Origin of the sequence: Pseudorhizobium banfieldiae, assembly GCF_000967425.1 — a bacterium.
In the GTDB taxonomy this organism is placed as follows: Bacteria; Pseudomonadota; Alphaproteobacteria; order Rhizobiales; family Rhizobiaceae; genus Neorhizobium; species Neorhizobium banfieldiae.
On record NZ_FO082820.1, the window covers coordinates 1072689 to 1085275 of the forward strand.

At 63.5% G+C, this 12587-nt stretch carries 12 protein-coding genes; 4 read left to right on the top strand and 8 right to left on the bottom strand.

What is annotated here, in order from left to right:
* The first annotated feature begins 125 nt into the window (after window positions 1–125).
* A complete protein-coding gene (gene recO / locus NT26_RS05155; RefSeq protein ID WP_052637741.1) occupies window positions 126–878 on the top strand; it encodes a DNA repair protein RecO in 753 nt (250 codons plus the stop codon).
* Here recO and NT26_RS05160 read toward each other — a convergent pair whose 3' ends face one another.
* From NT26_RS05160 to NT26_RS05180, 5 genes are all read right to left on the bottom strand, one after another.
* The gene (locus NT26_RS05160) at window positions 879–2111 is read right to left on the bottom strand and encodes an MFS transporter (protein ID WP_052637742.1); all 1233 of its coding nucleotides are present in this window, start codon (window positions 2109–2111) and stop codon (window positions 879–881) included. It lies immediately after the preceding gene.
* 105 nt (window positions 2112–2216) lie between these two features.
* Window positions 2217–3113: a DMT family transporter gene (locus tag NT26_RS05165; RefSeq protein ID WP_152338578.1), complete on the bottom strand. Its 897-nt coding sequence runs from the start codon at window positions 3111–3113 to the stop codon at window positions 2217–2219.
* A 126-nt stretch (window positions 3114–3239) separates the two neighbouring features.
* Entirely contained in the window at window positions 3240–4088 is an 849-nt protein-coding gene (locus NT26_RS05170; RefSeq protein WP_052637743.1) for an MOSC domain-containing protein, read from the bottom strand.
* Between the two features lie 9 nt (window positions 4089–4097).
* On the bottom strand, window positions 4098–4748 hold the full coding sequence (locus tag NT26_RS05175) for an HD domain-containing protein (RefSeq protein WP_052637744.1): 651 nt from the start codon (window positions 4746–4748) through the stop codon (window positions 4098–4100).
* Entirely contained in the window at window positions 4745–7447 is a 2703-nt protein-coding gene (locus NT26_RS05180) for a DUF2339 domain-containing protein (protein ID WP_052637745.1), read from the bottom strand. The genes NT26_RS05175 and NT26_RS05180 overlap by 4 nt, the downstream gene beginning before the upstream one ends.
* A gap of 251 nt (window positions 7448–7698) precedes the next feature.
* On the opposite strand from NT26_RS05180, the gene NT26_RS05185 reads away from it, so the two are divergent.
* From NT26_RS05185 to NT26_RS05195, 3 genes are all read left to right on the top strand, one after another.
* Window positions 7699–8730, top strand: a complete 1032-nt coding sequence (locus NT26_RS05185; protein WP_052637746.1) for an ABC transporter substrate-binding protein — start codon at window positions 7699–7701, stop codon at window positions 8728–8730.
* A 110-nt stretch (window positions 8731–8840) separates the two neighbouring features.
* Window positions 8841–9629, top strand: coding sequence for an ABC transporter ATP-binding protein (locus tag NT26_RS05190; RefSeq protein ID WP_052637747.1), 789 nt, complete (start codon window positions 8841–8843; stop codon window positions 9627–9629).
* Window positions 9626–10444: an ABC transporter permease gene (locus NT26_RS05195; protein ID WP_052637748.1), complete on the top strand. Its 819-nt coding sequence runs from the start codon at window positions 9626–9628 to the stop codon at window positions 10442–10444. The genes NT26_RS05190 and NT26_RS05195 overlap by 4 nt, the downstream gene beginning before the upstream one ends.
* Before the next feature lie 42 nt (window positions 10445–10486).
* Here the strand turns inward: NT26_RS05195 and NT26_RS05200 are convergent, their stop codons facing one another.
* The 3 genes from NT26_RS05200 to NT26_RS05210 form a co-directional block, all read right to left on the bottom strand.
* Entirely contained in the window at window positions 10487–11380 is an 894-nt protein-coding gene (locus NT26_RS05200; RefSeq protein ID WP_052637749.1) for a mechanosensitive ion channel family protein, read from the bottom strand.
* Window positions 11381–11464: 84 nt separating this feature from the next.
* On the bottom strand, window positions 11465–11983 hold the full coding sequence (locus NT26_RS05205; protein WP_052637750.1) for a tyrosine phosphatase family protein: 519 nt from the start codon (window positions 11981–11983) through the stop codon (window positions 11465–11467).
* Entirely contained in the window at window positions 11980–12558 is a 579-nt protein-coding gene (locus NT26_RS05210) for a YfbR-like 5'-deoxynucleotidase (RefSeq protein WP_052637751.1), read from the bottom strand. The genes NT26_RS05205 and NT26_RS05210 overlap by 4 nt, the downstream gene beginning before the upstream one ends.
* Window positions 12559–12587 lie beyond the last annotated feature (29 nt).

A 12587-nucleotide genomic window follows, 5' to 3' on the forward strand; every position in this document is an offset into this window, starting at 1 on the left:
GGGGCAATTCCGTGGACGGGCAATTTGTTCCCGGAGATCCTCGATAATGTGGCGCTGAAAAGTGATTCAGCGGCGAGGACTTATCGGCTAGACTTGATGCCATACGGAAAGTGGTTGAGACATCGATGCAATGGCAGGATGAGGCGATCATCATCGGGGTGAAGCGTCACGGCGAAACCAGCGTCGTCGCCGAAGTCATGACGCGTTCACGCGGGCGCCATCTGGGCCTCGTCCGTTCCGGCCGATCGCGGAGCATGCAGCCCGTCCTCCAGCCCGGCAACAGGGTGGAGGCTGTCTGGCGGGCGCGTCTTGACGAGCATCTCGGCGAGTTCAAGCTGGAGCCGCTTCGCCTCAGGGCCGCCCGGCTGATGGAAAAGGCGACGTCCGTCTATGCTGTCCAGGCGATGGGCGCTCTCCTGCGCCTGCTTCCGGAGCGCGACCCGCATCCACATCTCTACGAGGCGCTCGACGTGATCCTGGAAACGATGGACGACCCGACAGATGCCGGTGAATTGTTCATCCGCTTCGAGCTCGCGATCCTGAACGACCTCGGATATGGCCTTGACCTCACGGAGTGCGCGGCGACCGGCTCGCAGCAGGATCTGCAATATGTCTCGCCCAGGTCCGGGCGCGCCGTCTGTGCCGAGGCTGGCGCTCCCTATGCGGATCGCCTTCTTGCCCTGCCGGCCTTCCTCCGCGATGGAGCAACGGCTGCGGCCGACGCCGCAGGCATGGCGGCGGCCTTTCGGCTCACCGGCTTCTTCCTCCATCGACACATCTACGAACCGCGCGGCATCTCGGAAAACGCCGCGCGCGATGGCTTCGTCCAGGCCGCGCTCAAGGCCTTGGCGCTTGAGGAGGAGCGAAGGGCCGGTTGATCAGGCGGGCTGCGGGGCCACCAGCGGACGCTCGACGGGCTTCTCCCGGATCGGCCAGTGGACGATGGCGGCGAAGATGCCGAGAGCGACGCCCAGCCACCAGACCGGATCATAGGATCCGAAGCGGTCATAGAGGAAGCCGCCCATCCACACGCCGAGGAACGACCCGACCTGGTGGGAAAGGAACACGACTCCGCCCAGCATGCCGAGATGGCGCGTGCCGAACATGATCGCGACGAGTGCGTTCGTCGGCGGGACTGTGGACAGCCACAGCAGGCCCATGACGATCGCAAACACGATCACCGAAAGCGGCGACTGCGGCAGGAGAAGGAAGGCCGTCACCGCGATCGACCGGGCGATGTAGATATAGGCGAGGAAATAGGGCTTCGAGTACCGCTGGCCGATCACCCCGGCGGCCAGTGACCCGATGATGTTGAAGAAACCGATCAGCGCCATGGCGATCACGGCGTAGCTGGCGTCGATGCCGATGTCGCCGAGATAGGCGGGGAAATGGGCCGTGATGAACGCGACCTGGAAGCCGCAGACGAAGAAGCCGCTGACGAGCAGGAGGTAGCTCCTGTGTGCGAAGGCTTCCCGCAGCGCCTCGCCGACGGTCTGCTTGAACTCCGCCTGCGACTGGGTGCCGGAGGAGGCATTGCCGCGCAACGGATAGGCGAGCAGCGGCACGATGAGCATCAGGACTGCCATGATCACGAGGCTGTCTGACCAGCCATAGGCCGAGATGAGGCCCTGGCTCAACGGCGCAAACAGGAACATGCCGGCGGAACCTGCCGCCGTTCCGATCCCGAAGGCGAACGATCGCTGCTCAGGCGTGACGTTGCGGGCGAATGCGGACAGGATGACGCCGAAGGAGCCGGCTGCAACCGCAAGCCCCACCAGAACACCACCGCCGACATGAAGTGCCGTCACCGACGCCCCGGTGGACATCAGGATCAAGCCTGCGGCGTAGAGGAGGCCGGACAGGGCAAGCATGCGGCCCGTCCCGTACTTGTCGGCGAGCGCCCCGAAGATCGGCTGGCCGAGACCCCAGCTCAGGTTCTGGATCGCCATGGCAAGCCCGAAGGTGGAGCGGTCCCAGCCGGTGTCGGCCAGCATCGGAAGCTGGAAGAAGCCCATCGCCGAGCGTGGCCCAAAGGTCAGGACGGCGATCAGCGAGCCGGCGATGATGATCAGCCAGGGCATCGGGTTACGGGTAGCGGCAGCCTGGGTCATCGATGATGCCTCCTCAGTCACTCAAGCCTGGCACCATATCGCCGCTGTCGGCATTCCGAAAATCAGTTTTTCACCAGCCAATGATCATCGGAATTGATAGAAGGGCTACAACTCGCCCGACGGATCCATTGGCAGGAGCTTCCGTCCCGAGCGTGCCTCGCGGTAGATGGTGAACAATCCGGCAGCCACGACGATCAGCGAGCCGACGATCATGTTGAAGCCGAGCGTCTCGCCGTAGATGAACACGCCGATCAGCGTGACGAGCACCAGTTGCAGGTAGGACATCGACTGCACGATGACGGCATCGATATGATCGAAGGCGCGGATGAGCAGGTAGTGTCCGGAAATGCCGAGAACACAGAGCAGCAGCATCCACCAGCCGTCATTGCCCTCGAAGCTCGTCCAGTAGAAGGGACCGACGAGGGAAATCGCGACGGCGCCGGCAACGCCGGTATAGAAGAAGCTGGTATTGGCGCTGTCTGTACGGCTCGCCAGCCGGGTGGTGATGGAATAGAGGCTGTAGAGGAAGGCGCAGGCGACCGGCAGCAGCAGGCCGAGGTCGAAGCCGCCTGCTTCCGGCTTCAGGATCAACAGGACCCCAACGAAGCCGACAGCGATCGCCGTCCAACGTCGCCATCCGACGCGCTCGCCAAGGAGAGGCATCGAGAGCAGCGCGACGATCAGCGGCGCGGACTGCAGGATCGCCTGGCTCTGCGCCAGACCAACCACCGCAAACGAAGTGATCGCGACGACGATCTGCAGGGCGAGGAGAACGCCCCGGAAGGCCTGGAGCCATGGCCGCGGTGTCGCCGCCGTGCCGCTGACGCCCGCCTGCGATCGGCTGGCAAGGGCGACTGCGAAGGCGGCGAAGGCCCAGTAGCGCATCATGGCGATGAAGACCGCCGGGTAATTGTCGGCAAGATGCTTGGAAACACCGTCCTGGATGGAGAAGATCGTTACCGCCATCAGCGCGAAGACGAGGCCGGTCGCCCGAGATGTCATGTGGAATGCAGTCCCTGAAGAGCTGTCCAGGGACACACCCCGCAGCAGCCATGAGCGGAGCCGGCAGGTTGTCTGACAACTCCCGCGTCGAAAATAGCGATCATCAACTCACTGGCAAGGGCAGAATCAGCGTCTTTTGATCGGCCAGGGCATTTCCCGTCGCGACCTCACGCGCATCTCGTCGCCAAGATGAATACGGCCGGTCTGGCGTGGGACAGCGTTCCAGCCGAAAATCGGCCCGGGCACCCGGCGGTCCGCTGACATCCGGATTCGTCCCATCGCCGGCATTGGGCTGGCAACGTCGCGCGAACCGGTCTTTTGGTCCTGTGTCGTCATGATACAGCGGGCACAGGGCTTCACCAGGCCGAAGGTGATGTCGCCGATCTCGACGGATTCCCAGCTGTCCTCCACCCAGGCTTCATCGGTCTCGACGACGATGTTCGGCCTGAAGCGCTCCATCCCGATCTCGCCTTCGCCGTGCGCGCGCATGTCGGCATTGATGGCCGCGAGGGATGCCGTCGTCGTGATCAACACCTGGTATCCGTCCGCAAAGGTGACCGGCGTATCCTCGCCGGCCCATTCGCTGCTGGCGGTCCGGTGGGATAGATCATCGAAGAAAACGAGCCGGACGTCCCGGCCGAGCCATTCGGAAAGTGTCCCGTTCACCTCGTCGCCGGCGACGGCGGCGGAAAGCGCCGACTTCCAGACCACCACATCCATACGCTGCCCCGCATCGGGACGGTCCAACGTAAGGCTTCCCAAACTCTCCATGCTGATTTCCACCGACGAGGGCTGCGGCGTGACGCCGATCCGCGCTAGAGCCGGCAGGTCACGCTGGGTGATGAACATGCCTTCCGGATCCGTCACCATCATCTGCCGGTCGCCCGGTATCCCTGCAGGGCCGATCTCCGCCTCCGTCAGCGCGATCCCGCGGCCGCTCTTCAGGGGGTAGACGTGAAGTTCGCTGACCTTCATGGAAAACCTTCAGATTTCGTCGAGAAAGAGATGGAGCACATGCTTCAGCCGCTCGTGCCGCTCCTGCGCCAGATGACGCCCGGTCGCGGTCTGGAAGCCCTCGGCGAGCCGAAACAGCTTCGTCTCGAAGTGGTCGATGGCGAAGCTCTTGTCGTCCAGCGGCCGCGCTTCGGCAAGCGGGTCCGCGGGATCGTAGAGGCCGGAACCCATGCGGCCGGCGATATAGAAGCAGCGTGCCGCGCCGATCATGCCGATCGCATCCAGACGGTCGGCATCCTGCAGGATCTTTGCCTCGATCGTCTCCGGCTGGACCTTGGCGGAGAAGCTGTGGGCGGTGATGGCGTGAGCCACGGCGGCAATGTCAGCTGCCTCCCATCCCAGTTCTCTGAGTACTGTTGATGCCTTCGTGGCGGCCATGCGGGAGGCCTCGGCGCGCAGTGGCGAATTCTTCTCGACGGCAACGCAATCATGCAGCAGCACCGCTGCCGCCAGTACCCGCTCGTCGCCGCCCTCGTGCGCATGAATACGCATGGCATTGCGGAAGACCCGCAGAATGTGAGCGGTATCGTGGGAGCCATCGTCCCCTTCCGTCGCCTGCGGCAGAAGGGCTTCCGCCAGGGTCTCATGGGGCGAGAAGGCCGTCGCGAGATCTCCGGTCACGCCTTTGCCTCGGGAACGGGAGGCAGTTCAGGCGACGACGAGGGACGGCGGGCGAGGATCCTCTGGTAGAACAGCCCGATACCCATCAGCACGATGCCCAGTCCGATGAAGGACAGGGCACGCAAAATGCCTTCCAGGTTGGACATGTCGACCAGGAAGACCTTCAACACCGTGATGATGACCAGGCCTGCCGAGGCCAACCGAAGGCTCCTGGCATCGAGACGCGAGCCGAGCACCAGCAGCGCAACGCCGATCAGGAGCCAGACGACGGAGTAGTTATAGGTTTCGTTCGGCAGGAAGCCTTTCCAGTCGGCGATGTTCTCGCCATGCCAGAAGCGGCGGACCGAGAGGGTCGCCCACAGGAAGCCGAGCAGCGCACCCGCAAGCGCCAGCATCATGACATAAAGCCGGGGACGCTTGTCGCGGGCGTAGTAGGCAAGGCCGGCATAAGAGAGGGCGGGCAGGAGATATCCGATCAGCAGCAGGTTCACGAATGGCCATGCTCCCGTGCTTTCTCCGCTGAGATAAGGGTTGAGCACGAAGACATGCAATGAGAGGACGTTTGCGGTGGCGAGAACACCGGCAATCATGGAGCCATAGCGGAAGACCGGGCTCGGAGCCCGCGTGTCCAGCGTCATCAGCGTCGCCGAAAACCCGATCGTCAGCAGCGTGTAGATCGACTGCTCGCCCAGCGTTGCCACGCTGTCGTCAAGGACGCCGCCGTTCATCGCATGGCGCACGAGGACGACGAGGGCCATCATCCCCATCAAAGCGGCGACCGCCTGGAGGAAGTTTCGGGCCCGGTGGTCCTGCCAGTTGCGCAGCTGATAGGCCGCGAGCACGGCGAGCAGTGCAGGAATTCCGTAGCCCGGCAGCAGGGCGTTCCAGAAGGGCGTTGTGCTGAGCTGGTTGGGGCCGACCAGCGTCGGCTCCCAGGCGATGCGGGCGAAGACGACGACAATTGCCGCGCCCATCGCCCAGGGGAATGCCGGCCATGGCCGCCAGCGTGTGGCAAGGACATAGGCAAAGCCAATGACCGCGATCAGGATTGTCGTCGTGATGCCTGTGGTCAGCGCGTGAAGCGCGAAGGCAAGGCCGGCAAACGAGCCGAGAGCAACGAGATTGGCCGCCCGGTCCGCTTCGCCCGCCTCGCTCCGGAGGATGCGCCACTGGGCGATCCCAATCAGAATGGCACCCAGTGCCAGCCCGTAGAGCCCATGGATCCAGTCTGCGGCGAGCGTGCCGAAGTTCAGGAAGCTGATCGTCGCAAGGGCGACCGGCACGGCTGACATGGACAGCGCCCAGAGGGCTCCGAGCTTCGGCTCCAGGGTGCCCGTTCTACGAAGGAAGGCGAAGCCGAGGAAGGTGAAGACGCCGCCGAGCCCCAGGCTGATTGCGATCTCGAGCCCGAAGGATAGCGGTGGCGCGGTTCCTCCTTCGGTGACCGGCAGAGGAGCCTGATCGAGAAGGATGAGCGCCATCAAACCGATGCAGGCGACCGCACCGACGGCCGAAAGGAGGGCAGGCCAGACAGCGTAGGATCGTCCAGCGCCCAAGGCCGCGAGCGCGGCGACGAGTGATGCGGCGGCAAAGGCCGGCAGGATGGAATATCCCTCGTCCACGGCAAGCATCGCCAATGCGGCAAGCAGAACCACGAGCGACAGCGAAAGAGTAATGCCGAGGGGAGGGCGTCGCAGGAACCGCCACCAGGTCTCGGTGGAGGAGGATGGCTCTTCTGCGCGGTGCCCCGGCCAGACGAAGCCGGTACCAGCGATGACGACGAGCAGGGCCAGCGTCGGTGGAGTGATGTCGGGGGTGAAGGCCTCGAAGAGATAGGCCAGCACCCATCCGCCCAGACCTAGATTGGCCAATACCGGCACCAGGGTCCAGCGGCGCAGCCGCGCGGCTGCCGCGGACGCAAGCCAGGTCACGGCAAGGAAGGTGAAGAGGACCCAGGGGCTAGGCGCGGTGGAGGAAACCAGAGCGGGCGTCACCAGCGATCCCGCAAGTCCGAGGCCGGCGAGCGCCTGTCCGTGCAGCAGCGACAGGGCAACGGTGCCAAGGGAGATCACGCCGAGCAGCACGAAGGCCGGGGTCGCGCCGATGAAGCCATAATAGCCATGCGCGGCGTAGGTAGCGCCGAGCAGCGTTATCGCACCGGCGGCAGTCAGGGCGCCAGGGATCATGGCATTGCCGTAGCGGTCAGCGATCGGCTCGATCATCCGGCGTCGAATGGCCTCACCAGTGCCGATCAGGAGGAGGCCGAATACCCCTGCCAGCACAAGACGCGTCTCGGGCCCGATCAGGCCACTTTCGATTGAATACCGGATGAGGAAGATACCGCCGAGCGCCAACGCCACACCGCCAACCCACACGGCCCAGCGCGCACCGAGATTGCTCTCCAGCGTGTCGCTGGTCTCTTCCTTGTCGTGGAGAGGCTTCAGGTCATGGACAGCGTCCTCTCGCGCTGCAATCGCAACGGCAGCGTCTGCTGCGGCTTCTGCCGTGTCCTCCGCTGGCGGCGCCAAGGTTTCGGCCTCCGTCTCGGCGATCGCAGCGTCCGGCGGGGCCGTGGAGGTAAGGGTGTCGATCCGCTGCCTAATGGCGAGGAGTTCGTCTTCGACCCTGGCCAGCCTGTGCGAGGTCTTTCTTTGCCAAGCGATTGCCAGCACGATGGCGATGAGCAGCAGAAGTTCCATGAAGGTCGCCCGGTCCCGAGAATGCTCCGCTTATACATGCCACCAGCGAAAACCGAAACCGGGGAGCGTCGTTGGCAGCGTGGCGTTGCCATGCTCCCTTTCTGGGCAAGCTGCCTTCGCCACGGCCTCTGCTGGGCTAGTTATTGTGCATCGCAAAATTTGGTGAATTTCTAGGCAGATATCGCTTGCGCACCGTCCCTCTTGCTGGTTTGAATGGGGCATCAAAAACCAGCAGGGGAACGATAAAAACAATGTTCACGCGTCGATACTTCATCAAGCTCACAGCCGCCGCAGCCGTTGCCGTCGGCATCGGATTGCCCTCAGGCGCTCTGGCAGAGACGGCCATCAAGTTCACGCTCGACTGGAAGTTCGAGGGGCCGGCTGCAGGCTTCCTGCTTGCAGCCGATAAGGGATATTTCAAGGAGGAAGGACTCGACGTCACCATCGACACTGGCAACGGCTCGGTCGAAGCAATCCCGCGCGTCGCCACCGGCACCTACCAGATGGGTTTCGGCGACATCAATTCGCTGATCAAGTTCCTCGACGAGGACCCGCCCCAGAAGGTCAAGGCCGTCATGATGGTCTATGAGCGTCCAACGTTTGCGGTCGTTGGCCGCAAGTCGCTCGGCGTCACAGAAGATCCTAAGTCGCTTGAAGGAAAGACGCTGGGCGCCCCGCCGCCGGATGGCGCCTTTGCCCAGTGGAAGGCTTTCAAGGAAGCTGCCGGCATCGATGACAGCAAGATCACCATCGAGTCGATCGGCTTCCCGGTCCGCGAGCCAATGCTCGCCAAGGGCGACGTAGATGCGGTCTTCGGCTTTGCCTTCTCGGTGATCCTCAACCTCAAGGCGCAGGGGATCGGCGACGACGACATCGCCACCATCCTGATGGCCGAAAATGGCCTAAACCTCTATGGCAACGCCGTACTGGTGAACACCGACTTCGCCGCGGAAAACCCCGAGGCGGTGAAGGGCTTCCTGAGGGCGCTGGCCAAAGGATTTGCCGATGCCGTCGCCAACCCCGAGGAAGGGGTAGCCGCAGTCCTCAAGCGCAACGAGACGCTCAATACCGATATCGAGGTCGAGCGCCTCAACATGGCGAACGCCATGAACATCAAGACACCTTATGTCGTCGAAAACGGCTTCGGCGATGTCGACATGGAACGTCTCGGAGCCTCGATCGAGACCCTCAAGGTCTCGATGGGTCTGAAGGGCGATGTAAAGGCGGACCAGGTCTTCGACCCAAGCTTCCTGCCTGCCAAGGAAGAGCGGATGCTGCCGTAAGAGAGGCGCTCCGGATCGATCACCGTGACCTTCCCCCGCTCTCGCGGGGGAAGTGTCTAACTACGGCGGGCAAGAGGCGCCCAAGCGCCCTGACGAAAAAGAAGATGACAATGTCCCATCTCGTATCCATCGACGACGTCGACATGCGCTATGGCGGGGCGGACGGCACTCTCGCCGTGTCCGGCCTCACCATGCGCGTCGCCAAGGGTGAGTTCGCCGCCGTCGTCGGTCCCTCCGGCTGCGGCAAGTCGACCCTGATGAAGCTCGTCACAGGCCTGCATATTCCGCAGAAGGGCACGGTGATCGTCGCAGGTCAGCAGGTGACCAAGCCGGTCTCGATCGTCGGAATGGCCTTCCAGAACCCGACCATGCTCCCCTGGCGCACCACGCTCGAGAACATTCTGCTGCCGCTGGAGATCGTCGAGAAGCACCGCCATCGCCTGCGGGCGAACAAGAAGGAATATGTCGCCAAGGCGGAGCATCTCCTGGAACTCGTCGGCCTCAAGGGCTTCGGCTCCAAGTTTCCTTGGCAGTTGTCCGGCGGCATGCAGCAACGCGCCAACCTCTGTCGTGCGCTGATCCACGAGCCTGAACTCCTGATGCTCGACGAGCCCTTCGGAGCGCTCGACGCCTTCACCCGCGAGGAGCTCTGGTGCGTGATCCGCGACCTTCACGCGGCCCAGGGTGTCACCATCGTGCTCGTCACCCATGACCTGCGCGAAGCGGCCTTCCTCGCCGACAAGATCTTCGTGATGAGCGCGCGCCCAGGCCGCATCCTTCGGGAGCACCAGGTCCCCTTTGAGCGCCCCCGCGACCTCGAGGTCATGTACGAGGCATGCTTCACCGATCTCGTGCATGAGCTGCACGGCGAGATCGCCAATGCGAGGGTCGCAGTATGACGATCGTGACTGAAACCATCCCTCCGTCGACCGGCCCAAAGGTGAGGCCCATGCGCATCAACTGGGTGCGTGCCGCCCCCTGGCTCTACACGCTCGGCCTCTTCCTGGGCTGGGAACTGCTGGTGATCCTCCTCGATACGCCGGTGACGGTGCTGCCCGCGCCAAGCCGCGTTTTTCAGGCCGTCGTGCAGTACTGGTCGGCAATCTGGAAGAACTCGCTGCAGACGCTGTTCACCACCACGCTCGGCTTTGGCCTCGCCGTCGTCGGCGGGCTGGCGCTCGGCCTTTTCATCGGCTGGTCGAAGACGATCTACGCCGGTCTCTACCCGCTGATGATCGGCTTTAATGCCATCCCGAAGGTCGCGGTCGTCCCGATTCTCGTCATCTGGTTCGGAATCGGCACGATCCCGGCGATCATCACCGCCTTCCTGATCTCCTTCTTCCCCATCGTCGTCAACGTCGCAACCGGGCTGGCCACCATCGAACCAGAGACGGAAGACGTGCTGCGTGCGCTCGGCGCTCGCAAGATGGACATCATGCTGAAGGTCGGCATACCTCGATCCATGCCCTACTTCTTCGGTTCGCTGAAGATCGCCATTACGCTCGCCTTCGTCGGATCGGTGCTGAGCGAGACGGTTGCCGCCAATTATGGCCTCGGCAACATGATGAGCTCTGCGCAGAGCCAGTTCAACGTGCCCCTCGTATTCGCGGGGCTCCTAGCGCTCGCGGTCGAAGGCATCGCCATGTACGCGCTGATGGCCTGGATCGAGAAGCGGATGACCGGTTGGGCGCACCGCTCCACCATGTCGCACTGAGACGTGAGGAGGCCCGGAATGTCTCCTCCGGGCCCTGTCCTATCAGTTGCGCGTCTGAGGGGCCTGTTCCGATAGCTGCAGCAGCGGCGGCTGCTCTTCGTCGGCCGGGGCACGGTAGGTGACCTGCGGATAAGGAATGGTGATTCCTTGCTGGTCGAAGGCTTCCTTGACCGCTTTCGTGATGTCGCGGCTGGTCGCCCACCAGACGGAGCTATTGGCCCAGTAGCGCATGGCCAGCACGACGGCACTGTCGCCGAGGTCCATGACAAAGGCGGTCGGCGCAGGATTGTCGAGGACGCGCTCGTCGCCTTTTGCAACCTGCAGCATGATGCCGATCGCTTTGTCGATGTCGTCCTCGTAGGCGATCCCCACCTTGAAATCATGCATGCGGGTGGAAAGGCGGCTGTAGTTCGTTACCGGCACGTTCCAGAGCAGCGAGTTGGGCGCGAGGCGGTAGAGCCCGTCATAGGTCTTCAGCTCGGTGGCAAACAGCCCGATGTCCTGCACGATACCGTTGATGCTTCCCGTATCGATATATTCCCCGACCCGGAAAGGCCGCAGCACAAGTAGCATGATACCCGCGGCAATGTTCTGCAGTGTGCCTTGCAGGGCCAATCCGATCGCCAGACCGATCGCGCCGAGTGCGGCCAGAATGGATGCCGTCTGGACGCCGAACTGGCCGAGCACCATCACGAAGACGATAACCAGAATCGCATAGCGAATGACGTTGGAGAAGAACTGCGCAAGAGTGGCGTCGATGCCGTGAATGCTGGATAACCCGCGATAGGCCCAGCGGCTGAGAACGCCCGAAGCGATCCATCCGATCGCGAGCAGAATGATCGCGCCGAGGATTGAAAAGGAATACTGCACCGCCAGCGCCGAGAGTTGCGCCAGCGCAGCCCGGGTCGCTACGACGAAGTCGGATGCTTGGTCCATGGGTTGAATGCTCCTTTCACGGCCCCGGCCCTAATTGGTGCGGGTGCCGGGGAGGTCAAGGAAGCGTGTGGCTAGGGAGGCAGTCTAGCTTCGCAACGGCAGGAGGAAGGATGCTCGCCCGTCGGTCTCGGCGCCGCGGCCGATCCTCTTGATCGCCGCGATCAGCCGGCCATTACGTCCGAGGAGCCGGTCACCGAATTCGATCAGACGCGGGTTTGGCGTCGCGTGCGGCGCGACCTGCCGGAGCCGAGCTGCCAGTTCGACGTCGTCCTCGTCCGGATCAACGGCGAGCGAGGCGATCACCGCGGCGGCGGGTGAGCGGGAAACGCCCATCCAGCAGTGGATCACCATGGGCGATGCCCGGTCCCACTGCCGTGCGAAGTCGATCAACTGCGCAACATGCTCCTCGGCCGGCGCCACCAGGTCGCCCGTGCCGGCGAAGGCGATGTCGTTCATCCGGAGAACGAGGTGACGTTCCGCAGAAATGAGACCGGGGCGGTGGAAATCGTGCTTCTCCGCCATCAGGCTGACCAGATGCGTTGACCTGTGGCGTGTTGCGAGCTCGGCTATGCTGGCGAGCGGGCAGACGACGATCCCGCTCAAGCGCGGACCTCCGATGCGCGCTCGGCATCCAGTTCTGCAAAGCGCTTGAGGAAGCGTGACTGTGCTTCCAGGGCCGGCATGGGCTCCAGCATCAGCATGTCCCGCGTAATGCCGCGTGGCTGGCCAAAGAATTTCCGTGCTTCCTCGACCGAGAAACCTGCAAGTTCCGTCGCTTCGAAGAAGGCCGCGACGGTATCGGCCTTCTTGATCTGCGTCTTCAACTCCTGGCCGGGATGCGCCGGTAGGCCGAACCGAAGGTGGATTGCTGCCTCGAGCCGGTGCTCGACGCTCTTGTAGCCGCCCCCGACCACCGATTTGAACGGCGAGATCATGTCGCCGATCACATACTCCGGTGCGTCGTGCAGCAAAGCCATCATCAGGCTCTGGCAGTCAGTTTCCGTGCATCGCCGGAACACCTCCTCCACGACCAGGCAGTGCTGAGCGACGGAAAAGGCGTGGTCTCCGCGGGTCTGGCCGTTCCATCGGGCGACGCGGGCAAGCCCGTGGGCGATATCGGAAATCTCCACATCGAGCGGCGAGGGGTCGAGCAGGTCGAGGCGTCGGCCGGACAGCATGCGCTGCCACGCGCGGGGCGATCTGGTGC

Coding starts and splice junctions, on each gene's coding strand:
- NT26_RS05190 (WP_052637747.1), top strand. CDS start 8,841: ATGTCCCATCTCGTATCCATCGACGACGTCGACATGCGCTATGGCGGG.
- NT26_RS05185 (WP_052637746.1), top strand. CDS start 7,699: ATGTTCACGCGTCGATACTTCATCAAGCTCACAGCCGCCGCAGCCGTT.
- NT26_RS05170 (WP_052637743.1), bottom strand. CDS start 4,088: ATGAAGGTCAGCGAACTTCACGTCTACCCCCTGAAGAGCGGCCGCGGG.
- NT26_RS05200 (WP_052637749.1), bottom strand. CDS start 11,380: ATGGACCAAGCATCCGACTTCGTCGTAGCGACCCGGGCTGCGCTGGCG.
- NT26_RS05195 (WP_052637748.1), top strand. CDS start 9,626: ATGACGATCGTGACTGAAACCATCCCTCCGTCGACCGGCCCAAAGGTG.
- recO (WP_052637741.1), top strand. CDS start 126: ATGCAATGGCAGGATGAGGCGATCATCATCGGGGTGAAGCGTCACGGC.
- NT26_RS05160 (WP_052637742.1), bottom strand. CDS start 2,111: ATGACCCAGGCTGCCGCTACCCGTAACCCGATGCCCTGGCTGATCATC.
- NT26_RS05180 (WP_052637745.1), bottom strand. CDS start 7,447: ATGGAACTTCTGCTGCTCATCGCCATCGTGCTGGCAATCGCTTGGCAA.
- NT26_RS05210 (WP_052637751.1), bottom strand. CDS start 12,558: ATGCTGTCCGGCCGACGCCTCGACCTGCTCGACCCCTCGCCGCTCGAT.
- NT26_RS05165 (WP_152338578.1), bottom strand. CDS start 3,113: ATGACATCTCGGGCGACCGGCCTCGTCTTCGCGCTGATGGCGGTAACG.